Source organism: Niallia taxi (genome assembly GCF_032818155.1).
In the GTDB taxonomy this organism is placed as follows: Bacteria; Bacillota; Bacilli; order Bacillales; family Cytobacillaceae; genus Niallia; species Niallia taxi_A.
This window is the reverse complement of sequence record NZ_CP102590.1, coordinates 423,539-448,093: the sequence shown is the minus strand read 5'-3', so window position 1 is coordinate 448,093 and position 24,555 is coordinate 423,539. Positions and strand designations below refer to the sequence as shown.

General features: G+C 36.9%; 24 protein-coding genes. 18 read left to right on the top strand and 6 right to left on the bottom strand.

What is annotated here, in order from left to right; all coding sequences use genetic code 11:
- Nucleotides 1-64: 64 nt before the first annotated feature.
- The 6 genes from NQZ71_RS21340 to NQZ71_RS21315 all read left to right on the top strand — a co-directional run bounded on the left by NQZ71_RS21340 (nt 65) and on the right by NQZ71_RS21315 (nt 7,083).
- The gene (locus NQZ71_RS21340; protein ID WP_260055329.1) at nt 65-1,591 is read left to right on the top strand and encodes a DHA2 family efflux MFS transporter permease subunit; all 1,527 of its coding nucleotides are present in this window, start codon (nt 65-67) and stop codon (nt 1,589-1,591) included.
- Between the two features lie 168 nt (nt 1,592-1,759).
- Nucleotides 1,760-2,116 (top strand): hypothetical protein, encoded by a 357-nt coding sequence (locus NQZ71_RS21335; protein ID WP_317012372.1) that lies wholly within the window; start codon nt 1,760-1,762, stop codon nt 2,114-2,116.
- 108 nt (nt 2,117-2,224) lie between these two features.
- The gene (locus NQZ71_RS21330) at nt 2,225-2,854 is read left to right on the top strand and encodes a hypothetical protein (protein WP_317012371.1); all 630 of its coding nucleotides are present in this window, start codon (nt 2,225-2,227) and stop codon (nt 2,852-2,854) included.
- A gap of 401 nt (nt 2,855-3,255) precedes the next feature.
- The gene (locus NQZ71_RS21325; RefSeq protein ID WP_144454390.1) at nt 3,256-4,227 is read left to right on the top strand and encodes a LacI family DNA-binding transcriptional regulator; all 972 of its coding nucleotides are present in this window, start codon (nt 3,256-3,258) and stop codon (nt 4,225-4,227) included.
- A gap of 138 nt (nt 4,228-4,365) precedes the next feature.
- Complete coding sequence (locus tag NQZ71_RS21320; RefSeq protein ID WP_144454391.1) at nt 4,366-5,601, top strand: MFS transporter; 1,236 nt, start codon at nt 4,366-4,368, stop codon at nt 5,599-5,601.
- Nucleotides 5,602-5,613: 12 nt separating this feature from the next.
- A complete protein-coding gene (locus tag NQZ71_RS21315) occupies nt 5,614-7,083 on the top strand; it encodes a glycoside hydrolase family 32 protein (protein ID WP_317012370.1) in 1,470 nt (489 codons plus the stop codon).
- Between the two features lie 41 nt (nt 7,084-7,124).
- Here the strand turns inward: NQZ71_RS21315 and NQZ71_RS26245 are convergent, their stop codons facing one another.
- Nucleotides 7,125-7,271, bottom strand: coding sequence for a helix-turn-helix domain-containing protein (locus tag NQZ71_RS26245; protein ID WP_220459916.1), 147 nt, complete (start codon nt 7,269-7,271; stop codon nt 7,125-7,127).
- Nucleotides 7,272-7,991: 720 nt separating this feature from the next.
- Here NQZ71_RS26245 and NQZ71_RS21305 point away from each other — a divergent pair.
- From NQZ71_RS21305 to NQZ71_RS21260, 10 genes are all read left to right on the top strand, one after another.
- On the top strand, nt 7,992-9,296 hold the full coding sequence (locus tag NQZ71_RS21305) for a PTS sugar transporter subunit IIC (protein ID WP_144454397.1): 1,305 nt from the start codon (nt 7,992-7,994) through the stop codon (nt 9,294-9,296).
- 12 nt (nt 9,297-9,308) lie between these two features.
- Entirely contained in the window at nt 9,309-9,590 is a 282-nt protein-coding gene (locus NQZ71_RS21300) for a hypothetical protein (RefSeq protein ID WP_127739707.1), read from the top strand.
- Between the two features lie 3 nt (nt 9,591-9,593).
- Nucleotides 9,594-10,682 (top strand): DUF871 domain-containing protein, encoded by a 1,089-nt coding sequence (locus tag NQZ71_RS21295; protein WP_317012369.1) that lies wholly within the window; start codon nt 9,594-9,596, stop codon nt 10,680-10,682.
- An 85-nt stretch (nt 10,683-10,767) separates the two neighbouring features.
- Nucleotides 10,768-11,481: a GntR family transcriptional regulator gene (locus tag NQZ71_RS21290; RefSeq protein ID WP_317012368.1), complete on the top strand. Its 714-nt coding sequence runs from the start codon at nt 10,768-10,770 to the stop codon at nt 11,479-11,481.
- A gap of 203 nt (nt 11,482-11,684) precedes the next feature.
- Nucleotides 11,685-12,782: an amidohydrolase/deacetylase family metallohydrolase gene (locus NQZ71_RS21285; RefSeq protein WP_317012366.1), complete on the top strand. Its 1,098-nt coding sequence runs from the start codon at nt 11,685-11,687 to the stop codon at nt 12,780-12,782.
- Nucleotides 12,760-13,863 carry a DgaE family pyridoxal phosphate-dependent ammonia lyase gene (locus tag NQZ71_RS21280; RefSeq protein ID WP_317012365.1) on the top strand — a complete coding sequence of 368 codons (1,104 nt, stop codon included), beginning with the start codon at nt 12,760-12,762 and terminating at the stop codon, nt 13,861-13,863. The genes NQZ71_RS21285 and NQZ71_RS21280 overlap by 23 nt, the downstream gene beginning before the upstream one ends.
- A 1-nt stretch (nt 13,864) precedes the next feature.
- Nucleotides 13,865-14,620 (top strand): 2-dehydro-3-deoxy-phosphogluconate aldolase, encoded by a 756-nt coding sequence (gene dagF, locus NQZ71_RS21275; RefSeq protein ID WP_317012364.1) that lies wholly within the window; start codon nt 13,865-13,867, stop codon nt 14,618-14,620.
- Complete coding sequence (locus NQZ71_RS21270; protein WP_317012363.1) at nt 14,613-15,629, top strand: sugar kinase; 1,017 nt, start codon at nt 14,613-14,615, stop codon at nt 15,627-15,629. Before dagF ends, NQZ71_RS21270 begins: the two co-directional genes overlap by 8 nt.
- 465 nt (nt 15,630-16,094) lie before the next feature.
- Nucleotides 16,095-16,727: an esterase/lipase family protein gene (locus tag NQZ71_RS21265; RefSeq protein WP_317012362.1), complete on the top strand. Its 633-nt coding sequence runs from the start codon at nt 16,095-16,097 to the stop codon at nt 16,725-16,727.
- Between the two features lie 248 nt (nt 16,728-16,975).
- Nucleotides 16,976-17,611 carry an esterase/lipase family protein gene (locus tag NQZ71_RS21260; protein WP_144454406.1) on the top strand — a complete coding sequence of 212 codons (636 nt, stop codon included), beginning with the start codon at nt 16,976-16,978 and terminating at the stop codon, nt 17,609-17,611.
- A 61-nt stretch (nt 17,612-17,672) separates the two neighbouring features.
- Here NQZ71_RS21260 and NQZ71_RS21255 read toward each other — a convergent pair whose 3' ends face one another.
- From NQZ71_RS21255 to NQZ71_RS21235, 5 genes are all read right to left on the bottom strand, one after another.
- A complete protein-coding gene (locus tag NQZ71_RS21255; RefSeq protein ID WP_317012361.1) occupies nt 17,673-18,326 on the bottom strand; it encodes an ABC transporter ATP-binding protein in 654 nt (217 codons plus the stop codon).
- 20 nt (nt 18,327-18,346) lie between these two features.
- On the bottom strand, nt 18,347-19,198 hold the full coding sequence (locus NQZ71_RS21250; protein WP_275006814.1) for a hypothetical protein: 852 nt from the start codon (nt 19,196-19,198) through the stop codon (nt 18,347-18,349).
- Nucleotides 19,185-19,964, bottom strand: coding sequence for a hypothetical protein (locus tag NQZ71_RS21245; protein ID WP_285095094.1), 780 nt, complete (start codon nt 19,962-19,964; stop codon nt 19,185-19,187). Before NQZ71_RS21245 ends, NQZ71_RS21250 begins: the two co-directional genes overlap by 14 nt.
- A 1-nt stretch (nt 19,965) precedes the next feature.
- Entirely contained in the window at nt 19,966-21,099 is a 1,134-nt protein-coding gene (locus tag NQZ71_RS21240) for a hypothetical protein (protein WP_150909018.1), read from the bottom strand.
- 84 nt (nt 21,100-21,183) lie between these two features.
- Nucleotides 21,184-21,588, bottom strand: coding sequence for a hypothetical protein (locus NQZ71_RS21235; RefSeq protein ID WP_317012358.1), 405 nt, complete (start codon nt 21,586-21,588; stop codon nt 21,184-21,186).
- A gap of 329 nt (nt 21,589-21,917) precedes the next feature.
- Here NQZ71_RS21235 and NQZ71_RS21230 point away from each other — a divergent pair, with 329 nt between their 5' ends.
- Nucleotides 21,918-23,465: an alpha-amylase family glycosyl hydrolase gene (locus tag NQZ71_RS21230; RefSeq protein ID WP_317012357.1), complete on the top strand. Its 1,548-nt coding sequence runs from the start codon at nt 21,918-21,920 to the stop codon at nt 23,463-23,465.
- Between the two features lie 457 nt (nt 23,466-23,922).
- Nucleotides 23,923-24,453 (top strand): hypothetical protein, encoded by a 531-nt coding sequence (locus NQZ71_RS21225; RefSeq protein WP_317012356.1) that lies wholly within the window; start codon nt 23,923-23,925, stop codon nt 24,451-24,453.
- Nucleotides 24,454-24,555 lie beyond the last annotated feature (102 nt).

Sequence of the window (24,555 nt, the reverse complement as noted above, 5' to 3'; positions counted from 1 at the left end):
TATAAAAATATTTTGCACTTCATATTCATTTATTCTATTTAACAAGGAAAGTAGGAATGATCTAATGTCGACAGAAACTAATTCTGTTCAGAAAAAACCGCCATATGGTATGATAGCAATTTTATTTATTGGAGCCTTTGTCGCAATCTTGAATGAAACCTTGCTGAATGTTGCACTCCCTGCAATCATGGAGGAATTTGATGTAAATGCAACTGCAGTTCAGTGGCTTTCTACAGGCTATATGCTTATTAACGGGATATTAATTCCAGCGAGCGCGTACTTTATTCAGCGTTTTTCTGATAAAAGGCTATTCATTACAGCGATGCTATTGTTTACTCTTGGAACACTTTTAGCTAGCTTAGCACCTGCATTTAGTGTGTTATTAGGAGCACGTATGGTTCAGGCTGCAGGCTCTGCCATCATGATGCCGCTATTAATGAACGTTATGCTTACTGCATTCCCCGTGGAAAAAAGAGGAGCGGCAATGGGGATGTTTGGTCTTGTTATGATTACAGCTCCAGCAATTGGACCAACACTTTCAGGCTGGCTGATTGAGCATTACAGCTGGAGAATGTTATTTGATATTGTGCTACCAATTGCAGTTATCACGTTGATTTTTGCTGTCATTAAATTAAAAGATGTAACAGCACAGCGTAAAATTAAGCTGGATTTTATCTCATTGGTTTTATCAAGCATCGGCTTCGGCGGCTTGCTTTATGGCTTCAGCTCTGCCGGAGAAAAAGGCTGGGACAGTCCGTACGTGTACGGGACGATTATCATTGGTGCAATTGCCTTAATTACCTTTGTTCTTCGTCAATTCCGTACAGATGAGCCAATGCTTGAGTTTCGGGTTTACAAATATCCAATGTTTGCACTGTCATCCATTATCTCCATCGTTATTTCTGTAGCAATGTTCTCGTCAATGATCCTCCTGCCAATTTATGTTCAAACGATTCGTGGAATCACACCATTGGACTCTGGTTTGTTAATGCTTCCAGGAGCTATTGTTATGGGGATTATGTCTCCGATTACAGGAAAGCTGTTTGACAAATATGGTGCAAGAGTTTTGGCGGTAATTGGCTTAAGTATTACAGTAGTAACATCCTATTTCTTTAGCAAAATTGGTTTGGATACAGCCTATTCTACACTTGTCCTATTGTATACCTTCCGTATGTTTGGGATGTCAATGGTTATGATGCCAGTAATGACAAACGGCTTAAATCAGCTGCCAGCGATAAACAACCCACACGGAACAGCAATAAACAACACATTACAGCAGGTGTCAGGTGCAATTGGCTCCGCATTGTTGATTACTGTTATGCAAAACAGAACAAAAGCAGAAGCTGAGGATTTGGCTGCTAAAGCAATGGCAAATATGGATGCAAGTACAGCCCAAAATACAGCAGAATTTAAGCAGCAAATTATGAACACAGCAATGCTGCATGGAATTAACTTTACCTTTATCGTTTCAACATGGATTGCAGTTCTGGCATTAATACTTGCCTTCTTCATCAAACGAGTAAAACCGAGCTATCAAAATCAGCCGGGAGAAGAAGCGGTGAGTAAGGAATTTGAAGCAGGGAAAGAGTAATTAAATATACTGAAAAACCGGGTTGCCTACTAATGGTTGTCCCGGTTTTTTCTTATAGTGTACAAAGGAATTCTATATAGTTTAAAAGTAAATAGGGATAAATGTTATTATTGTAACTATTTGGAAGGTTTTTCGTCTATTACCGAAAAGGGGATAGGAGAGATTACCGTGAGATTATCAGCATTTTTTCGAACAAAAAAGAGAAAAATAGCAAGCACTATCTGTACTACCATTTTTATCTTTTCGGTTTATTACTTTTTCTTCTACTATCAAGAGTCAGAAATGTTCGCAGGATTTCCAGTTCCGTTAGCAGCAAACCTTGTTAAAGCAGATCAAGAAAATAGGTATGAAGAATATAAGTGGTGGGCTGCTTCTGAAACTGATAGTATTACTCCCTATTATTGGCTTGTAATTCGTATATGGGGTTGGCAGGAGAAGAAAAGAGAAGGAGCATCGACTACTTACGAAAAAGATGGTACAGAAGTATTTCTTTCATCTTTTGATAAAGTTATATATCTTCAGTAAAGGAAAGCTTCCTAAATTTGTACATTACTAGAATAATATCCTAATAAGTGGTATTGTACTATCGTACGTAAAAATACAAAATATAGTACAGCGGGGAGATTCTTACTTATGAAGAAATGGAGTTATTCACTACTTTTAGCAATGGCTATTTTGGCTCTTGCTGCATGTGGTGCGGAAAAAGAGGCAAGCAAGACGTCTAATGACGAGAAGGAAACAGAGGAGTCTGAGGAGTTTGCAGTGGATAAAGGCCTGCTAAATGTAGAAATTACGATGCCAGCATCCTTTGTTGAAGGTCAGGATATTGAAAGTACGATTAAAGAAGCGGAAGCAGAAGGTATTGAGGTAACAAAAAATGAAGATGGGTCTTTAACGTATAAAATGTCTAAATCAGAGCATAAACAAATGATGAAGGACTTAAAAAAGAACGCGGAAGATTCTCTTGAAGAAATAAAAACAGATGGTACCTTCCCATCAGTTAAGGATATTGATCATAATAAATCCTTTTCTAAGTTTACGATGACAGTAGACAAAGCTGCATACGAAAACAGCATGGATGCTTGGTCTGTTATCGGCATTGGCATAACAGGAATGATGTATAATCTTTTTAACGGTGAAGATATGGATAAAATGAAAATAAATATTGATATAAAAGACGAAGCGACAGGTGAAGTGTTTGATACGACCGTTTATCCAGATGCATTAGAAGAAGCAGACTCAGCTTTAACTACAGAACAATAAATAGCTGCAAGCCCAATTCTCAAAAGATATTGGGCTTTAATTATGCGGTTATTCGGGGTATATCATGGATGAGCGACAAGCCGAGAAATATTTTCCGGTTTTTATGTTGTATTTCCTGAGAAATCGCAGGATATGACAATGTTTGTGGTTATTCTACATGTTAAGGAAAAAGTGTCATTTTAGAAAAAAATGGAAATTATTAATAGTTGCTCTGCTGGGCTTTGTTCCTGTATTAGGCTCATAATGCTGAAAAAACTTTTAAAAAAGCAGAGCAGATAGTAGTTACAGCACAGTTATCCTCTTTCTTGGACAAGGAGATAAGAAAAACACCAATCGCATGAAACAGACTATTATCTTTTGTACTATAATATAAGTAATTGGTTTTTAGGAGGATCTAAAAAATGAAGCCTAAAATAGAAGATGTGGCGAAACTGGCTGGTGTATCGCCAACAACGGTTTCAAGGGTTTTAAACAACCGTGGATACATAAGTGATAAAACAAGGGATAAGGTCCAAGAGGCAATGAATGAGCTGAACTATTTTCCCAATGATGTGGCGCGGACATTATTTAATAAGCGTTCCAATTTAATTGGCTTAATATTGCCCACAACTGCAAATCCTTTTTTCGGGGAATTGACCTTTCATATTGAAAATATTTGTGCATCACTCGGCTATAAGGTGCTGCTTTGTAACAGCTTAAATCAAGTGGATAAAGAAGAAAAATATTTAGAAATGCTGTTAAGAAATCAAGTCGATGGTATTATTGTCGGCACACATAATCGTGGAATCCTTGACTATCATAAGCAAGGCTTAGCAGTTGTGGCAATTGATCGCTACTTGTCAGAAACCATTCCTGTCGTCAGTTCTGATAATTACGATGGCGGTAAAACAGCAACAGAATTATTAATACATAATCAGTGTCAATGTATTGTGTTAATTGATGGTATCGGTGAATTAGAAACACCAGCAAGACTGCGGAGAAAAGCTTATATGGATTTAATGGAACAACACGGACAAACACCAATTATTTATGAAATTGCAGAGGTATTTGAGCAAAATAGCTATATACCTATATTAAATGACCTATTTACAGAGCATCCTGAGGTAGATGGGGTGTTTGCGACAAATGATTTATTTGCCGCAGCATTATGGAATGAAGCGAAAAAGCGAAACAAATCCATAAAAGTAGTCGGTTATGACGGAACAGAGACGCTTCGTACCCTGTTGCCTGAATTAACAACCATTAAACAGCCGATTAAGAGCTTAGCGGAAGCAGCAATCGATATATTAATAAAGGAAATAGAAGAGAAATTTCCAGACTTACCTTTAGAAACAAAGCTTCCTATCCAATTAATAAAGGGAACGACAGCTTAAACATTGCCTTCACGCAATGTTTTTTTTAATTTTTATGTCAACCCGTTGACATATGAAACCGGTTGACATAAAATGATGTTGAAAGTGCTTTCAGTTACTAAAATTTGTTCTCTATTACATTAAAAAGGGGAAATAGAAATGAAGGGTTCAAAACGACTGTATTGGCAATTAAGTGCTTATTTTTTCTTTTTCTTTTTCACTTGGTCTTCTAGTTATTCATTGTTTTCGATTTGGTTAGGGCAAGAAATTAACTTGAATGGAGCAGAGACAGGCATTATCTTTTCTGTAAACGCTATCTTCGCACTATGTATGCAGCCGATATATGGATATATTTCCGACAAAATCGGGCTAAAGAAAAACATTTTATTTTTCATCAGCTTGCTGCTCGTGCTAGTTGGTCCATTTTATATCTTCGTGTATGGACCGCTATTACAATTTAATGTTTTGCTAGGGGCAATAGTCGGAGGATTATATTTGGGTACTGCCTTTCTGGCTGGAATTGGTGCAATCGAATCATATATTGAAAAAATCGGGCGCAAATATCAATTTGAGTATGGAAAATCAAGAATGTGGGGCTCCCTTGGCTGGGCGGCAGCAACATTCTTTGCTGGACAGCTTTTCAACATTAACCCAAACATCAACTTCTGGGTTGCTTCCGTTTCTGCGGTAATCCTAGTTACAATCATCATCTCTGTAAAGGTAGAAATGACTCATCATGAAATGGAAAGAGCCGATTCAGTTACATTCAAGGATGTTGGTCAGTTATTTCTGTTAAGAGATTTTTGGTTCTTTATGCTGTATGTAGTTGGTGTTACTTGCGTTTATAGTGTTTATGACCAGCAATTTCCGATTTATTATTCATCCCTTTTTGCGACAGAGGCACTTGGAAATCAAGTGTTTGGCTATTTGAATTCTTTTCAAGTATTTCTAGAAGCGGGCATGATGTTCTTGGCTCCATTCATTGTGAATAAGCTTGGAGCAAAGAAAAGCTTGCTGCTAGCAGGGTTCTTAATGGCATTTAGAATAATCGGCTCAGGTGTGGTAATAGGCCCTGTCGGAATTTCTTCGATGAAGTTAATTCATGCAGTAGAGCTGCCAATTATGTTAATCGCCATCTTTAAATATTTGGCGGCGAATTTTGATACAAGACTTTCATCGATTTTATATTTAGTCGGTTTTCAGTTTGCCTCACAGGTTGGTGCATCCATATTGTCCCCATTGGCAGGCAGATTATATGACAGCATCGGCTTCAGACAGTCGTATATTTTCATGGGAGTATTAGTTCTTGTTTTTTCCGTTATCTCCATTTTCACCTTATTAAATAATAAAAAATCACCTGTTAATAAACCGAAAAAACTGCAAGTAGTCAATTAGGAGGGCGTATTTATGTTAACAACAAATAAACTTCAGCAGGCAGAACAAGCAATCCAAAATGCAAAGCAACAATTAAATAAACGATACAGACTAGGCTTTCATATTATGGCACCAGCCAACTGGATTAATGACCCGAATGGTTTAGTCCAGTATAAAGGTGAATATCATGCATTCTATCAGCACCATCCATATGATGAAAATTGGGGACCAATGCATTGGGGGCATGTTAAAAGTAAGGATTTAGTGCATTGGGAGCACCTGCCGATTGCTCTAGCGCCAACAGAATCCTATGAAAAGGATGGCTGTTTCTCAGGAAGTGCTGTCGATGATAATGGTGTTCTCACATTAATATATACGGGCAATATTTTTTTAGACAAAGAGCAAGATATTCTCGACCAATCTCAATGTATCGCTACAAGCACAGATGGAATTACTTTCACAAAGGAAACAGCAAATCCAGTGATCTCTAAGCATCCAGCAGAAGGCTCCGGCCACTTCCGTGATCCTAAAGTATGGAAGCACGAGGACTCCTGGTACATGATTATTGGTACAAGACAGGAGGATACGGGTAAGGTTGTTCTGTATAAATCACAGGATTTACGGGCATGGCAATATGTAGGAGTATTAGCTGAAAGTGACGGAACATTAGGATATATGTGGGAATGTCCAGACTTCTTTGAGCTTGGGGGCAAACATATTTTGCTGTTTTCTCCGCAAGGCATGGAAGCAGAAGGTGACTTATATAATAATCTTTTCCAAACAGGCTATTTGGTTGGAGATTACGATTATAAAACAAATGCATTTAAGTCAGGCAGCTTCACGGAATTAGATAATGGCCATGATTTTTATGCAGTCCAAACCCTTTTAGACGACAAGGGCCGCCGCATTGCAATCGGCTGGATGGATATGTGGGAATCCAGCATGCCAACAAAAGAAGATGGCTGGTGTGGTGCACTAACATTGCCAAGAGAATTAACACTCTCTGAAAATAACAAAATTCTGATGAAGCCTGTCGAGGAGCTGTCATTACTGCGTACACAGCAGCAAAAAGTATGTACAGATAAAAGCCTGTCTGGAAGCTATCTCGTTGAGGCAACACAGGATTTAATCGAACTAAAGCTCGATTTTGACTTAACGAAAACATCCGCCCAAGCAATAGGATTAAAAATTCGCGGCACCAATCAAGACGAAACCAAGCTCGAATTTAATGTGGAACAGCAAAAGCTAGTGCTAGATTGCTCTAAGTCTGGAAAAGGGGAAGATGGAGTGAGACACACAGCACTAAAAGCAGACCAGCAGCTTTCCTTAAGAGTATTTATCGACAGATCCTCAATAGAGGTATTCGCAAACGATGGAGAAGTAACGATGACAAGCCGTATTTATCCAACAGAAGAAAGATTAGGATTTGAATTGTTTAGTGAAAGCGGGGAGACAGAAGTAATTGATTTTACTTATTGGGAGCTGGAGGATATTTGGGGATAATAAGTGGAGGACCAAGTGAACATTACTTGGTCCTTATTTCATTAAAACGGCAGATTCCTAAATTTCTTTGGAGTTAACTCTGTATGCTCTTTAAAAATTTTTATGAAATGAGGCACACTGTTAAATCCACATTCATAGGTGATCTCTTGAATAGATAAGTCAGTGTTTCCTATTCGCCGTATTTGCAATCGCAGGGATTGTGTTTATAGGAAAATATTTACCTGAAACAAGAGGATTGTCATTGGAGCAGATTGAGGAGAATTTTAAACAAAATTAAAGAGTTTTATAGACAGGGCTGAAACTAAAATTGGTGCAGCTCTGTTTTTATTTTCCAGCTTTCATTCAAAAAAACTTTGTTAAGTAATCTTACAAGTTGCTTGCAACATTATTTTTGAATTCCTAATATGTAAGTATTAAACCATTCTTCACATTTACCAGTTTTTCCATCTTCAAAAAAGCAGAAGGCATCAGTAATAAAAAATAATAATTAAACATTATAATGTTATATTGACTATACCAAGGGACTGTAATAGAATGTCTTTATGAAAAGGATTTCATTTTGAAAAGGGAGAGAGTTATTCATGCGCATTTTATTGTGTTGTGCTGCAGGTATGGCAGCTAGTTTATTAGTAACATAAATGGAAAAGGAAGCGGAGAAACAAAGGGAGGATCAAATATCTAAGATAATATTCGTTTTAGTGTAAGGTTATATTGGTGATGCAGCTGTCGTACGTCTTGGACCACAAGTTAATCGTAGTAAATTCAATTACAACAAGCTAGCACATGCAAAATTAGTTATTCTGTATTGTCTACTAAGTAAGGAATAATTTTTTATCTTCAAACATTATAATGTTATAAAGTTTGAGATTGATATTAATTAAACATTTATAAAAAGAGGGGGTATTTTTATGAATAAGGTTATGCAGTTTTTAGAAACAAAAGTAATGCCAACCGCACAAAAAATTGGTTCACAGCATCATCTTTTAGCAATCCGAAATGGAATACTATCTACGCTTCCGTTAACGATCATCGGTTCATTTTTTGTCATTTTATTGAATTTTCCAATTGCAGGTTATGATGAATTTATTGCGGACTTTAGGCCGGTACTAGATATTCCTTTTCGATTCACTGTAGGAGCAATGGCTTTATATGCTTCATTTGGCGTTGCATATGCTTTAGCAGGACATTATAAGCTTGATCAATTAAGTACTGCTTTACTTTCAGTTTTGGCTTTTCTGATTACGTCCATTGTACCAGTACAAGTAACTGAACCTGTTGCAGGCGTAATTGAAGCAGGACGTTGGCTTAATATAAGCAGCTTAAGTGCTCAATCATTATTTGGTGCAATCGTAACTTCTTTGTTAACTGTCGAGATATTTCGCTTTTTTATCAAAAGGGATATTCGGATTAAATTACCAGATAGTGTCCCACCGATGGTTGCAAATTCATTTACTGCATTAATCCCAACACTCTGTGTTATTGTGCTTTTTTGGCTTGTACGACATGTATTACATTTTGATATAAACTCAGTCATTACGCTGCTAATCTCACCATTAAAAGACTTTTTAGTTGGAAATAGTTTGTTTGGCGGATTATTAACGATTTTCTTGGTTGTCTTTTTCTGGGCACTAGGAATACATGGTCCTGCCATTATGGGACCAATTATAAGACCAATGTGGGATGCAAGTATTCTTGAGAATATGGAAGTATTTGCTTCAACTGGTGATGCTTATAATCTGCCAACTTTATTTACAGAGCAATTCATTCAATGGTTTGTTTGGATTGGCGGAGCAGGATCAACATTAGCACTCGTAGTGTTGTTTATGTTCTCAAAAGCAACATTTTTAAAGGAATTAGGAAAACTCTCATTCTTGCCTGGGTTGTTTAACATTAATGAACCGATTATTTTCGGTGCTCCGATTGTTATGAATCCGATATTGATTATTCCATTTATCTTGGCACCACTTGTAAATGGAATTGTTTCATACTTATTTTTCCAATTTCATTTAATACCTATGATTATGGCGAAACTTCCGTTTACGGTTCCAGCACCAATTGCTGCAATTATAAGTACAGATTGGACGATTATGGCAGGGGTATTAGTTATTTTGAACTTCTGTATCTCACTTGCTATCTATTTTCCATTCTTTAAAATGTTCGAAAAGCAGCACTTAGAGCAAGAAAAAGAACAATCCCAATCTAAAACTGCGTAAGGGGATGATTTCATGTTGGAGATGATTTTATCAGGGGGAGTATTGGTTGCTTCCTATATCGTATTTTTGAAAACGAATATTGGAGCAAAGTGGACAATTTGGAAATCAATCGGCTTATCCATTCTGGTAATCCTGCTATCAATGCTTCTATTTGTCTTTACAGGCGGAAAATTTTATTTAGTCGTAATCGTACCAACCATAATATGTGCTGTATTTGTCACCGTCAGTTTTCAAAGGTATATAAACAATGTTCAAAAAATAATAGCAGAAAAGTATGCAAATCGTGAGGTGTAAGGAATGAAGCGTTTAGGTGTATCCATTTATCCAGAAAAATCAATGATGGAAGAGGATAAACAATATTTGAAAATGGCAAAAGCTTATGGGTTTGATCGTGTATTTACTTGCTTACTATCAGCTTCAAAGCCGAAAGAGGAATTAATGCGAGAATTTACCGAGATTATTACTTTTGCAAAGGCATTACATATGGAAGTTATTTTAGATGTCTCTCCTGCCGTCTTTGACAAACTAACTATTAGTTATGATGATTTAGGTTTTTTCCATGAGCTAGGTGCTGATGGAATCAGACTTGATTTAGGATTTGACGGATTAAAGGAAGCAAAAATGACAAATAATCCTTACGGTTTAAAATTAGAGTTGAATATGAGTAATGATGTTGATTATCTGTCCAATATTTTAACACATCAAGGGAATAAGGATTATATCATTGGATGTCACAATTTTTATCCGCAAAAATATACCGGTTTACCATATGACTTCTTTATAGAATGTTCGAAACGCTTTAAAAAATATGGCATTAGAACTGCCGCCTTTATAACATCCTCAGTAGGACAAATAGGGCCATGGGATATTAATGACGGGTTATGTACATTAGAGCAGCATCGAAATCTGCCAATAAACATTCAAGCAAAGCATTTATGGGCAACAGGGCTTATTGATGACATCATCATTGGCAATGCTTATGCAAGTGAGGATGAGCTTCGTATACTGGGGGAGCTTAATCGGGATATTTTAGAACTAGAAATTGAATTAGAGCCTGAGGCAAGCGAATTAGAAGCTAATATAGCTTTAAACGAAACACATATACGCCGCGGTGATATTACAGAATATATGATTCGTTCAGTAGACGTACGAAAAAAATACGCTGATCATTCTGTTGAGGAAAAACAATCAGTGCCGCAAACGACTGGAGATATTTTTATTGGCAATAATCAGTTTGGAAAATATAAAGGCGAATTGCAAGTTGTGTTAAAGGATATGCCTGAAGATAATCGGAAAAACAAAATCGCAAAAGTTGTTGCTGATGAGCATTTTCTAATGGAGTATATCAAGCCCTGGAGCGCCTTTAAGTTGGTAAATGTAAAATGATTTCTACACTTTCCTATTGTTTGTTGGTACAATAAAAGGAAAAAAAGTTAATCGAAGATGAGAAACGCTGGAAAGGTAGATCTTTATGAAATTGTTACGGAAAAAGGGACCATTTTATATTCAAGTGAAAAATGAATTAAAAGAACGGATGATAAAAGGAGTCTATCCTAAAAATTCGTTAATCCCGCCTGAACCCGAATTGGAAAAGGAATTCGGTGTTAGTAAAATCACGATACGAAAAGCTGTCGAACAGTTAGCCCTTGAAGGCTATGTCGAAAAACATAGTGGTATCGGTACGAAAGTATTAGATAATCGAGCCATTTCAAAACTATCAAAGGGGCAGGGATTTTCTGAATATTTATTATCGACAGGATATACCTTAAGAAAGGGTAACGTAACAATTTCTAAAATAGTTGTGTCAGACCATCCAATCTTATCTAACGTTTTTCATGAAAAAGAGTGCTATTGTATTGAGCGAATTTTTACGTTAAATGACCAGCCGTACATTCATTTTACTCACTATATTCCTGGTCGTTTTTTACTTTCGCTTGACCCTGATACATTTAAAAATTCCCTGTATGAAGTGCTGTATGAAAAGGGAGTATACTTTAATCGGTTTCAAGATGAATTTGGAGTGGAAATTCCAAGTGGAAAAATTGCTCGGTTGCTAAATATTGAGCCGCAGCCATTATTTCAAAGAACACGTTTTTCGTATGACATCAATGAACAAATAATCGAATATTCGATTGGCTACTATAATACGGATATTCATAAATATGTTGTGAACTTAAATATATAGTCTAGATATAAAGCTAAGTTACTACATTTGTACTTAGCTTTATATGATTAATAATTTGAAGGATATATATTTATTACATATTAAAACATTATAACGTTATGTTTTTATGGAAAATCATTATAAATTTTATCTATTATCTTAACTTTAGTGACTGTATATTTTTTGAAAGCGTCTTTAAATAGAGTACGGAAAAGGTGAATGGTATGAAAGATTTCGTTTTACATCATGTAAAGAGAATAACCGGAGAGGAAATCGATATTGTCATAAATGACGGTAAAATTGCCAAACTCATGCCTGCAGGAACTGGACTTGGCGAGCATATGATAGATTGTTCAGGTGTTTACGTATCAAGTGGTTGGATCGATTTACATGTCCATGCATTTCCTGAATTTGATCCGTACGGTGATGAAATTGATAAAATCGGAGTAAATCAAGGTGTGACGACAATTGTTGATGCAGGTAGCTGTGGTGCAGATCGAATCTCCGAGATGGCGGCAAGCAGACAAAAAGCAAAAACAAATGTATTTGCATTTTTGAACATCTCCTCTATTGGTTTACAAAGAGTAGATGAATTATCCAGATTAGAATGGATCGATAAGGCAAAAGTTCTACAAGCCGTAAACGATTATAAGGAATTAATCGTTGGCTTAAAGGCACGGATTAGTAAAAGCGTGGTTTGTGATAATGGGATTGAACCCTTAAGGATTGCACGGTCACTTTCAAATGAAACAGCATTGCCGTTAATGGTCCACATCGGTTCTGGTCCACCATTCATCGATGAAATTATTCCTCTCCTAGAGAAAAGAGATATCATTACACATTATCTCAATGGGAAACAAAATAATCTTTTCGATACACAAGGAAAACCGCTCCAAGTGTTAAAAAATGCCATTGAACGCGGTGTGCATTTGGATGTTGGGCATGGTACAGCAAGCTTTTCCTTTAAGGTTGCACAATCGGCAAAACGTCATAACATTGGATTAAATACAATTAGTACAGATATTTATCGAAACAATCGGATAAACGGTCCTGTATATAGCTTGGCTAATGTTCTAACAAAATTCCTTTCCCTAGGATATTCGCTGGAGGAAGTAATCATGGCAGTTACGACAAATGCTGCTAACTGGCTAAAAAAACCTGAGCTTGCTTGCATAAAGGTTGGTGCTGTTGCGAATTTGACCCTTTTTACTGTTCGGAATGAACAGATTACCCTCACTGATTCTGAAGGTGAAAAGCGGGAAGCGAAGCAAAGAATAGAAACAAAAGGAGTGGTTATAAATGGAGAATTCATTAAATGCTAAATATGGGCTTAAGCGTGTAATTAATGCAAGTGGGCGAATGAGTATCTTAGGTGTGTCAGCACCAACTGATACGGTGATGGATGCCATGAAGCATGGTGGACAAAACTATGTGGAGATCGCAGATTTAGTCGATAAAGCAGGTGATTATGTTGCAAAAATCCTAGGTTCAGAGGCAGCAGTAATCGTAAACTCGGCATCAAGCGGGATTGCTCTTTCTGTTGCTGCAATTGTAACACAGGGCAATCGCCGTAAAAGTGAGCGACTTCATCAAGAGAATATTCCGAAAAGTGACATCATCATGCTAAAGGGTCACAATGTACAGTACGGAGCACCAGTGGAAACGATGATTTATTTAGGCGGTGGAAAGCCTGTTGAGGTTGGCTATGCCAATGAAGGGAAAGCGGAGCATATCGAAGATGCCATTTCTGAGAACACAGCAGCTATCCTCTATGTCAAATCACATCATGCCGTTCAAAAAAATATGATTTCTGTTGAGGAAGCATGGGAGGTTGCCAAACGGAATGAAATTCCACTTATCGTTGATGCAGCAGCAGAAGAGGACCTGCAAAAATATGTGAAATTCTCTGACCTTGCGATCTACAGTGGTTCAAAGGCGATCGAAGGACCAACTTCAGGAATTGTTGCTGGCAAACGAATCTATATGGAGTGGCTAAAGACACAATTACATGGGATTGGACGAAGTATGAAAGTCGGGAAAGAAACAACATTCGGCTTACTTCAGGCACTTGATGAATACGGCAATAAAGAAGACAAAAGCGAACAAGAGAAAGAAGCATTGCAAATATTAATGTCACTTAATAAGCTTGATGGCGTCACCGTAACGATTGTTCAGGATGAAGCGGGCCGTGCCATTTTCCGTGCCAGAATTCAAATTGATGCTGAACAAGTTCAATTAACAGCAAAAGAAGTGAATACAAGACTGCGAGAGGGTGAGATTGCCATTTATACACGTGATTATGGTGTGAGACAGGGCTATTTCGATATCGATCCCCGTCCGCTGCAGCATGATGATATTCAGGTAATTGAATCTAAGCTACGTGAAATAGTGGGAGGAAAATAAAATGTCCAATATCTCAAACCGTTTTTACAGGAATCGTGTTGCCTTAAATGTTTTAGCAAATAGTGTTGAGAATGCAAAAGAGGTTTTTGAAGCTGCTGAAGGCTATGTGTTAGTTGGTGTTCTTTCGAAGGATTATTCTACTGTAGAAGAAGCAGTCACAGCAATGAAGGAATATGGGAAAGAAATAGATGAAGCTGTATCGATTGGATTGGGTGCAGGTGACAACCGTCAAGCTGCTGTTGTTGCAGAGATTGCAAAATACTATTCCGGCAGTCATATAAACCAAGTGTTTCCTTCTGTTGGAGCTACACGTGCCAATCTTGGTGAAAAAGATAGTTGGATTAACAGCTTGGTATCACCAACAGGACGGGTAGGTTATGTGAATATATCAACAGGGCCAATTAGTGCAGCACACGAAGAGCATGCAATTGTACCAATCAAAACTGCTATTGCGCTTGTACGCGACATGGGCGGAAATGCATTAAAATACTTCCCAATGAATGGGTTAAGCAGTGAAGACGAATTCCGCGCTGTTGCACAAGCATGTGGTGAAGAAGGCTTTGCATTAGAGCCTACAGGCGGGATTGACAAAGAGAATTTTGAACAAATTTTGCGTATTGCTTTAGAAGCCAATGTCCCGCAGGTTATTCCACATGTGTATTCCTCGATTATCGACAAAAACAAAGGAAATACAAATATCGAGGATGTACGTGAATTACTTGCAACTATAAAGAAATTGGTTGATCAACATGCCTAAGAATGTTGCAGCATTTGGAGAGGTTATGATGCGTCTGCAGGTGCCTGGATACAAACTTCTCTCCCAAGGAAGCACTTTAAACTATTCCTTTTCTGGTACAGGAGTGAACGTAACCGCAGCACTAGCAAGATTTGGCCATACGGGGCTGCTTGTGTCCACATTGCCAGAAAATCCAATTGGTGATGCAGCTCTTTCCTACCTTCAAAAACTTGGAATCACAACATCATTCATTAGACGAGATGGAAAGTATGTTGGTATGTACGTATTAGAAAATGGCTTTGGTGCCAGGCCAAGTAGGGTTACATATACCAATCGGCTTGAAAGCAGTTTTAATACCGCAGCTGAGGGAACGTATGATTTTAACGCCATCGTAAAGCAAGTCGATATTGTACATTTTTGTGGCATCACGCTAGCAATGAATGATACTGTCCGTCATCTTATGAAAACATTAGCCAAAGCGGTAAAGGAAAATGGGGGGACAATTGTTTTTGATTGTAACTACCGTCCATCGCTCTGGGGTGAGGCCGGATATATAAAAGCGAAGCCACATTACGAAGAAATGCTGCAGTTAGCTGACATTGTCATGATGAATGAAATGGATGCACAGTTTGTACTAAACTTGAAAACAGAGAAGAATGATCGCAGTGAGCAGCTGAAGGAATTAATTCCAATTGTTGCAAAAACCTATAACATCTCTGTCATTGCTGGCACACACCGGACAATCAACGGTGACAATACACATTCCTTACAAGGTTTTATCTTTAAGAATCAAGCATTCAGCTTTTCAAAAACATTATCTTTTTCTGTCTATGACAGAATTGGAGCAGGAGATGCCTATACAAGCGGGATTATACATGGTGAAATGGAAGGATTTCCACCTGAGAAAACAGTTGAATTTGCCGCCGCCGCGGGAATGCTCGCACATACAATCGCAGGAGACACACCAATGTCGACAGAGTCGGAAATATTGCGGGCGATCACAGAATCAGTAGGAGATATTGAAAGGTGAAATAGTAAAGAACAGGACTTGTGTAGTTAAGTCTAGGTTAAAGCTGAACTATTATATTTATTAATAGTTCGGTTTTTTTTATGTTATTGTTTACGGTTTAAATACAAGAAATAAAAATCTTAGTGGAATGGAGCGGAGGTCACTCGATTCTAGCCGTAATTAGAAGATGCTCTAAACCCCGCAGACAAAGACGAGGACCATCGGAAAGCGAGTGGGTGCAGCGCAACGAAATGAAACGTATTAATCTTAAAGACATACTATATTAATTCTCAAAAGGTCAAAAGTTAGATGGATATTTTTTATCATTATTATTATTATTCTCCACTTATTTTACTTTATCCATCTCAGAGTCCGTAAGGTAAAAAAATTTCTGTTTTGCTAACAAAAATTACCTGAGGCTTCTCCTTGAAAAGTGTACATAATAAACAGGCAAAAACAGCACAGTTTCTAGGAGGAAATAAAAAAATGAGAGTGGTACATTCACTAATAGCATGCATGACAATCCTTTTATGCTCAGTCGGTTTAAATCCTACTGTCTCCGAAGCACAACGAGTTACACATGATCCCGTTATTTTCGTTCATGGTTTAGGCGGAAACAGTACGAACTTTTATTTCATAAAAACCTACTTGAAGCAGCAAGGCTGGGCAGACAATGAGCTTTATGCCATTGAATTAGTTGATAAAACAGGCAACAGTATTACTAATGCAAAACAGCTTGCCACTTATGTAGATGATGTACTAAAGAAAACAGGGAAAAAGAAAGTCGATATTATCGGTCACAGTGCAGGCGGCATTAATGCCTTAACATATATCCTTAATACAGGTGGAAGCAAGGTTAGTGATGTTGTGACATTAGGGTCTCCAAATCGTGTAATAACAACAAAAGCACCTGTAGGAACAGATCCTAACCGCAAGATTTTGTATACTTCCATTTACAGCACAACCGATTATATAACACCATACCGTCTTTCCATCCTTGATGGAGCGAAAAATATCCAAATCAGTGGCGTTGACCATTTGGGGCTAGTTGCTAGTAAAAAGGTGAACGAGTTAATTAAGGCTGGATTAGATGGCGGCGGTTTGAATACGAATAAATAGTTATTGCATAGGACATCCGAAACTCTTATTGATGAAAGGTCAATAAGAGTTTTTTTAAGAAAAAATGAACATATTACAAGTAGAATTCTTACTAAACTGCATCTATGATCCTCTATATATTAGTGGTTTGAATCTTTTATTTTACCTAGCAAATTACCAACCTAGCAAATCTTACCGGTTGTTTCTCCTCCCGAAATAGATAACAATTAGTTATAGCAAGATAACTTTTTGAAAACAGGGAGGAAATAATGAAGAATACTAAATTACTAATTTCATTAGTTGCGTGTATGGCTATTTTTGTTTCTGTTGTTGGCATTAAGCCTTCTGTATCTAAAGCAGCATCAAGTCATGATCCAGTCATTTATGTCCATGGTACAGGCGGGAACAGCACCAACTTCTTTGCGATTAAAAGCTATCTAAAGTCACAGGGCTGGGCAGATAACGAGCTTTATGCGATTGAACTAATCGATAAAACAGGTAACAGCTACACAAATGCAAAACAGCTTGCAACATATGTTGATCAAGTGTTAAAGAAAACAGGCAAGAGCAAAGTCGATATTATCGGTCATAGTGCCGGCGGAATTAATACACTGACGTATATCTTGAATACAGGCGGAACAAAAGTCAATGATGTTGTGACATTAGGTTCACCTAACCGCTTCATTACATCAACAGCACCTGTTGGAAAAGACTCTAATCATAAAATTTTGTATACATCTATTTACAGTTCAAGTGATTATTTAGTACCAACATGGCTATCTAACCTAAAAGGAGCGAAAAACGTTCAGCTTAGTGGGATTGGCCATTTAGGATTGGTTGCTAACAGCAAGGTCAATGAGCTTATTAAGGCAGGATTAAATGGCGGGGGCCAGAATACGAACTAATATAAGATATAAGAAAAATGACTCAAGAGCTGTCTTGAGTCATTTTTTTTATAAACACTAATCAACCATTTTTAGTATACGAGTTTATTATTTTGCCGTGATCCAATTCATTTACTGTGTCACACAGAATTTCGATATCCTCTCTACTATGGCTTGCGAGTAATATTGTTTTTCCTTGATTTTTCAGCTCTAAAAGGACCTTGCGAATATCTTTCACACCTTGATTATCCAAGCCATTCATCGGTTCATCAAGAATAAGAATATCAGGATTCTCCATCAGTGCCTGAGCGAGACCAAGTCGCTGCCTCATTCCAAGTGAATATTTGCCGACATGCTTTTTGCTTTTAGAATCTAATCCAACCTTTTCAATTACTTGCAGAATCTGTTCTTTTGAGATTTGCTTTTTGATTGCAGCAAGAAATTTTAAATTGGTGTACCCATCATAATTAGGAAGAAAACCCGGTGCTTCAATAATTATTCCAATATTCTCTGGTACGTCACAATCCTTCCCGATTTGCTGATGAGCTATCTTAATACTTCCAGCCGCAGGGAGAACGAACCCGCAAATACATTTTAAGAGCATTGTTTTCCCAGAACCATTCCTGCCAACTAAACCGTGGATCTTATTTTCTTCAAATGATAAGGAAATATTATTTAATACAGTCGTTTCTCCAAAGCTTACTGTTAAATCATGGACCTCTATACCTGCTTGCATCTTAATTACTCCTTTCTTGTTTAAATAGGTGGTAATACATTAATCGTTTGTTTACGGTTTATTACAATGGCTGATACTAACAATGCTCCAATCAGTAGAGCAAAACAAATATAAATATAGGTTATCGACGGCATTGGTGTTGTGCCATTAATATCAATCCGGGCAAGATTGCTCCATGACACAGGTGAAAAACGGTACAAATTATCGTTATTAGTTACAGTCGCATCTAAAACTAGCAGGAAAGATGCTGTTAATATGCCAAACACTCTAGTATTCGAAAAGGAATTAATAACATAAATGATAAGCCCTAATAATACTCCGGTTAACCAGGAAAGCAGGAGAGAAAACCACAATGCTTGAACAGGCGAAAAATAGTGTAAAACATCTGAAGGAATATATGTTTTTAAGTTAACTACATGGGCAGCATTTGTATTTGCAAGTGTGCCAAGAACCTTTCCCCATTCCATCGTAAATTGAATATTAAATAAGTTAAGCCCGATAGATAGAAGCAGGAGAAAGATAAAATAAACTGCTGATGCGATGAAAATATACCCTATTTGCCCGATGCTCCACGGAATTCTGCCGCTTCTTGCGATTATATAGGGCTGGTTCTCGTCAATAAACGGAGCATCACTAAACAGTAATATTAATGGAAAAAAGAAAAGTAGCTTAATAAACTTCTGTGTAAAAAGAAACGGAAACATCCATGGCGAGACATTAATATCAATGTCTTTTCCAAAATCTATGATTTCCTTCGTAAAGCTATGTGTCAATATGATCAGCAGAATAGCGATAATCCAAACGCGGTAATTGGAGGACCATTTACGGAAATTTTGAAAACATACAAATCTTGCTGTATTAAACAACTTCATTACGCACCCTCCTTTTAACTTGATAAGAAAACAGCCAGCCAGCGAGTACTGATAACATAATAAAAATAAAACAAAAGTAGATAAAACTAACGAGGGGACCCTGCTGAATGACATCTGAACTTCTTGTAAGTAAATAAAGGTTAAATGCATTTGGAAGTAGGGTGGTAACTTCTTCTAATAGATAACTGGCAATTACGGGTGCAGCTATTGCGGCAAAGTGAACGGGGATGAATGCAGATAATGTTAAACCAACAACTGTCCATAATGCTGCTGCCATACTAAAAACAAAACTTTGTGCTAATAAATATAAAGGCGGGAAAAAACCAGTACTAAGTGATTTAAATGGTAGAAGCAACACTTCGTTTAAATCTTCATTTGGAAACAAGGGAAACTTAAATGACAATATGATGATAAATAGGATTTGACCTATAAATACAGTTAATATCCCACTGACAAAACAAGTAATAAATTTTGACCATACATATTTGCTTATCCCTGTGCGGATGACAACTGGTTTTATAAATTGGCATTTCCAATCACTGCAGAAGCTGGCTACATAAGGAAATGCTGCAAATAAAACAACTAATTTTTTAAACATTGTTAAACCTATGAAGATATCAAATAAATAAGCTACATCCCCACCGCCATTGTTTATTTCTTGCCAAACACTTATAAAACAAAGCACAGTAACACCGATGATGGAAAGGTAAAAAACAGGCGACGAAAATACTTGCATAAACGACATAGTTAATGCTCTTCTTTTCATATTAATAGTCACTTCCAATACGCATTTCTTGGCCAGTATCAGCATCAATTATAATAGTAAAATAAACGGGTGCAGTGTACGTATCTTTTCCATCAGTGGACGTTACATCTTGTTTGGCAGTAAAAACCCATGCAGGGATTAGTTCATAGCTAATGGAATCCTGCTTGGACACAATTGGAACATATTCTAATGCTATTTTAGAAATTGTTATGGGGTCTGTTAATACGACGTCCTTATACTTGGTTTTCACCATTTTTAAGGCATCTTCCAAGGAACTTGGATTTACTTTATCCTTTATTGTTGTGCCTGTATCGTAAATGCCGTCTAAAGTTAAGGCGATTATTCCATCTTTATTAACAACACCTATAACCCGGCTTCCAATAACTGCTATGTTGGCAGCATTACTTAAATAACCTTTATTTGTTATGTTTAGATTGTTATGGACAACAGGAAAGGTGACTACATATGCTTCATCAGCCTTTTCCCATTTGCGAGGATGGCTGCCGTCCTTTTGTTCATAGTCTTCCCATTCACTTTTTAATGTCTCTAAATCTAAAGCAACCACATCTGGATTTCCAAGATTAATTACACCAAATTCAGTTGCTGCCTTTTTCACTTGTTCAATGGCTTCATTGCTATTAATATTTTCAAGTGTTGTTTTTTTGTATATATCGTGCAAATCAGCGCGAATATAAGGTTTTGCTCCATATATAACATCAAAATATTCACGATCACTGTAGAACGTATCTTCAAAACGAACAGCACCTAATTGTATGGACATATGCGATCCATCTGTAAATTCAAAGTAGGTATCTTTATAGTCTGGTTTAATATCACTGTTGCTTTTGAAGGTTTCTAATAATTTTTTGTCTGTTACCAAATCCTGCTTTAACGGATCGCTGTTTAAGTCCTTCAATGAGATGGAGAGGGAGGGATATTCGTTATTTTCTCCCCCTGTTATATCTGCTTTAATAAGTAAGTTTTTGTCCAATTCCATATTAAGATTGTCAGGTATTGGTTCATTTGCTATGTTTACCTTTTCTGAATCAGAAGCAGCGTTTTGTTCACCTGTTGGAAAGCAGCCTGAAAGCACGACTAGTAATGTGCAAAGCAACAATAACCGTATTTTTTTCAAGACTTATGCTCCTTTCAATATTAATAATATTAAACATAGACCGATGCAGGTGGTCGGTCTTTGCTAACTTAGCCGTTTTAGCTTTTAGGAATACCAATAACCCTCTGAATGTACAGAGTAAGTATCTGTATCTGCTTGCAGAATTAAGCTTTGACCTTTGTTCGCTTTTATACTATAGGATTTCACAATTTTTTTGACATTCGCTGAAGTTACTCTAATATAACCAGTATAGGATGTTGAGCTAATTGACGGTGTTTTTCTTACATTGTAGTAAAATCTATCTGCGGAGATAACATTATGTTTTGTCGTATAAATATAAGCTTTTTGTTCAGAATCATCTTTCGGATTAGGTGCAGAATACGCTACACCACTATTTTGATTCGGAGTTACATTAAAGGAAAAGGATTTCTTTTGTGCAAACCCAGTTGGAGCTACGATTGAAAAAAGAAAAGCGGTAATTAATAAACCTGGAATAAGTTTCTTTTTCATGTTTTCCTCCTGTTACTGTATTAATAATCTGGCAGGGACCTGCATGTCAGATTACGTTTACAATATAACACGACAAGTACCAAGAAAATTCGACAAATTTGTTAACGTTTTCAAAATGTGGCTTATTTTGATATTTTTAGATTAAAAGTCCTAATAACTTGTGACAACTTTCGTAAAAATTAGAATGCTAAAAAAGGAATGGTGAGGTGATAACACCTAAATCGGCTTTTGCAATGTAAAAAGCTTCAGTTTTTTACAAATGTTTGCAACTAGTTATAATAAGCTGTATATTTAGATTGTAAGCGATTTCATAAAAGGGAGGATAACTAATGAAAAAATGGTACGCTGTATCATTATCATTGCCGTTAGCAGCTAGTTTATCATCCAGGGTAAGTGTTAAGGAAGAGAAAAACCAAAATGATAAAGACGGTGTTTTTTATGAAATCTATGTGAAGTCTTTTTATGATTCTGATGGAAATGGCCATGGCGATTTAAAAGGGGTTATTAAGAAGCTGGATTATTTAAATGATGGAAATAGAAATACGAACAAGGATTTACAAGTTAATGGCTTGTGGTTAATGCCGATTAATACCTCTCCAAGCTACCATAAATATGATGTGACAGATTACTATAGTATCGATCCTGAATATGGAACATTGGCAGATTTTCATGAACTTACATTAGAAGCACATAAACGTGACGTTAAAGTTATTATAGATTTAGTAATCAATCATACAAGCAGTGAACATCCTTGGTTTATAGAAGCCAGCCGAGATGTTACTAGTAAATATCATGATTATTATGTTTGGTCAGATGAACATACTGATTTAAGTGAAACTGGATCATGGGGCCAGCAGGTGTGGTATAAAAATCTGAATGGAGCAGGCTATTATTACGGCACTTTTTGGTCTGGGATGCCTGACTTAAACTTTACTAATCCTCATGTAAGAGAAGAGCTAATAAAGATTGGCCAGTATTGGTTAAAGCAGGGGGCGGACGGTTTCAGGTTAGATGCGGCTATGCATATTTATAAAGGACAAACAACAGATGGTGCATTAAACAACCTAAAATGGTGGGAGCAATTCAGAGCAGCGATGCTAGAGGTAAAACCAGATGTATATTTGGTTGGAGAGGTTTGGGATGTGGCAGAGGTGGTTGCACCATACTACAAGTCATTAGATTCTGCATTTAACTTTGATTTAGCCAGCAAAATCGTTCATTCTGTTAAAAACGGTATAGATGAAGGAATAGCTGCCGCCGCAATAGCTACAGATGAACTTTACAGAACCTATAACCCAAACAAAATCGATGCAACCTTCTTAACAAACCATGATCAAATTCGAGTTATGAGCGAATTAAATGGAGATATAAAAAAGGGCAAATCTGCAGCCTCCATTCTCTTAACATTGCCTGGTAATCCATTCCTATATTATGGAGAAGAAATCGGCATGACAGGCGAAAAACCAGATGAGCTAATTCGTGAACCATTTCGGTGGTACGAGGGTGATGGTGAAGGCCAAACAAGCTGGCAGTCACCTGTTTATAATATTGGCAATAACGGTATTTCAGTCGAAGGACAAGACGATAGGGAAAATTCGCTGTTAAGTCACTACCGTAAAATGATTCGTATTCGGCAGCAGTATGAGGAGTTAGGCAAAGGCAATTTAGAAACTATCGAAGTGAATAATGCCAAAGTTGTTGCTTATAATCGCACGTATAAAAAAAGCTCGATTCAGATTTTTCATAATATCGCAAATGAAACAGTTGTTGTAAAGACTCCACTTATAGGGAAAGTTATTTTCGCAAGTGAACAGGGAGTTAAGAACACGAAATCTTCACTAACCATTCCTGCTCACACAACTGTTTTAGTGAAATAATAATTATTGATTTCAATCGTAGGGCTCTAGGGTTACTAGAGCCTTTTTTTACTTAAAGGATTCACGAGAACGGTTTTCTAGTAACTATAGTTAGTGTCTTATGGAAATCCCCTGCATTTTTTAGTGTAGTGCAGTAGTTTAAGTTATTATTAAAATATTACTAAAATAGGGTAAAATTTATAGTGTCTATATATAGCGACTATAAAGAGTGAGAGTTTGTAAATATACATAAATAGTCTCGTTCATTTACGTGATTTGGTTATCTTTTCAACTAATAGTCACTTTGTTTAGACCTTATACTTATGCACGTAACAATAAAAAAATAGCGAGCACGAAAGTTATTTGGGAATACTATTAGTTATATTGATTCGAGCTTTTTACCTGTATCCAATATTTCAGTATGTTATAGTAAAGAAAGAAGCAATTTAGATATCATAGAATAGTGAGGTAAGGTGTTTTGGCAAAATTATTTTACAGTTTAATTGCTGTACTTATATTGCTTGTAGGCTGCAGCAATAATTCAACGACAAAAGAAGAGGATACAAAGGAAGAAGCTTCTTTTGATGAAACGCAAAAAGAAGTAGTGGATTTCATTAACAATGATGTTGCGAAGATTTCTGCTTATGAAACAGAAGCAAATGAAGCACTGGAAACTGTGACAGGTGATAACTTTAAATCAGATGAAGAGCTGTATAAAGTGCTGATTAACCAAGTCATCCCGACATATGAAAAAGCAGTTAATGAAGCAAAAAATATGGAAGTCACTTCTTCCGAATTAAAGCCCTTGAAAAAACAAATGGAAGAAGCAACAAGCACATATTACGATGCACTGCAGCTTGAAAAACAAGGCTTAGAAACGAAAGAAGAAGATTTATTTGGTCAATCAAACGCAAAAGCGCAGGAGTACTTGCTGTTGATTAAAGATTATCATGAAGATATGGGTAAATTAGCGAAAAAGTATGATATTGACTATCAATCTGAACAATAATTCAGGAAGAGAGGTACCGATTTTGTATACCTCTCTTTTTTTGCGTTTTTATAAATAGCTCACAATAATAAATGGTGATGCTTAAAGGAACAGGATAGTTTC

Bases quoted from the DNA above. Each gene is read 5' to 3' on its own strand.
- dagF (WP_317012364.1), top strand. From the start codon at position 13,865: ATGTCCAATATCTCAAACCGTTTTTACAGGAATCGTGTTGCCTTAAAT.
- NQZ71_RS21250 (WP_275006814.1), bottom strand. From the start codon at position 19,198: ATGAAGTTGTTTAATACAGCAAGATTTGTATGTTTTCAAAATTTCCGT.
- NQZ71_RS21305 (WP_144454397.1), top strand. From the start codon at position 7,992: ATGAATAAGGTTATGCAGTTTTTAGAAACAAAAGTAATGCCAACCGCA.
- NQZ71_RS21230 (WP_317012357.1), top strand. From the start codon at position 21,918: ATGAAAAAATGGTACGCTGTATCATTATCATTGCCGTTAGCAGCTAGT.
- NQZ71_RS21315 (WP_317012370.1), top strand. From the start codon at position 5,614: ATGTTAACAACAAATAAACTTCAGCAGGCAGAACAAGCAATCCAAAAT.
- NQZ71_RS21235 (WP_317012358.1), bottom strand. From the start codon at position 21,588: ATGAAAAAGAAACTTATTCCAGGTTTATTAATTACCGCTTTTCTTTTT.
- NQZ71_RS21255 (WP_317012361.1), bottom strand. From the start codon at position 18,326: ATGCAAGCAGGTATAGAGGTCCATGATTTAACAGTAAGCTTTGGAGAA.
- NQZ71_RS21280 (WP_317012365.1), top strand. From the start codon at position 12,760: ATGGAGAATTCATTAAATGCTAAATATGGGCTTAAGCGTGTAATTAAT.
- NQZ71_RS21295 (WP_317012369.1), top strand. From the start codon at position 9,594: ATGAAGCGTTTAGGTGTATCCATTTATCCAGAAAAATCAATGATGGAA.
- NQZ71_RS21320 (WP_144454391.1), top strand. From the start codon at position 4,366: ATGAAGGGTTCAAAACGACTGTATTGGCAATTAAGTGCTTATTTTTTC.
- NQZ71_RS21290 (WP_317012368.1), top strand. From the start codon at position 10,768: ATGAAATTGTTACGGAAAAAGGGACCATTTTATATTCAAGTGAAAAAT.
- NQZ71_RS21330 (WP_317012371.1), top strand. From the start codon at position 2,225: ATGAAGAAATGGAGTTATTCACTACTTTTAGCAATGGCTATTTTGGCT.
- NQZ71_RS21300 (WP_127739707.1), top strand. From the start codon at position 9,309: ATGTTGGAGATGATTTTATCAGGGGGAGTATTGGTTGCTTCCTATATC.
- NQZ71_RS21340 (WP_260055329.1), top strand. From the start codon at position 65: ATGTCGACAGAAACTAATTCTGTTCAGAAAAAACCGCCATATGGTATG.
- NQZ71_RS21270 (WP_317012363.1), top strand. From the start codon at position 14,613: ATGCCTAAGAATGTTGCAGCATTTGGAGAGGTTATGATGCGTCTGCAG.
- NQZ71_RS21245 (WP_285095094.1), bottom strand. From the start codon at position 19,964: ATGAAAAGAAGAGCATTAACTATGTCGTTTATGCAAGTATTTTCGTCG.
- NQZ71_RS21285 (WP_317012366.1), top strand. From the start codon at position 11,685: ATGAAAGATTTCGTTTTACATCATGTAAAGAGAATAACCGGAGAGGAA.
- NQZ71_RS21260 (WP_144454406.1), top strand. From the start codon at position 16,976: ATGAAGAATACTAAATTACTAATTTCATTAGTTGCGTGTATGGCTATT.
- NQZ71_RS21325 (WP_144454390.1), top strand. From the start codon at position 3,256: ATGAAGCCTAAAATAGAAGATGTGGCGAAACTGGCTGGTGTATCGCCA.
- NQZ71_RS21265 (WP_317012362.1), top strand. From the start codon at position 16,095: ATGAGAGTGGTACATTCACTAATAGCATGCATGACAATCCTTTTATGC.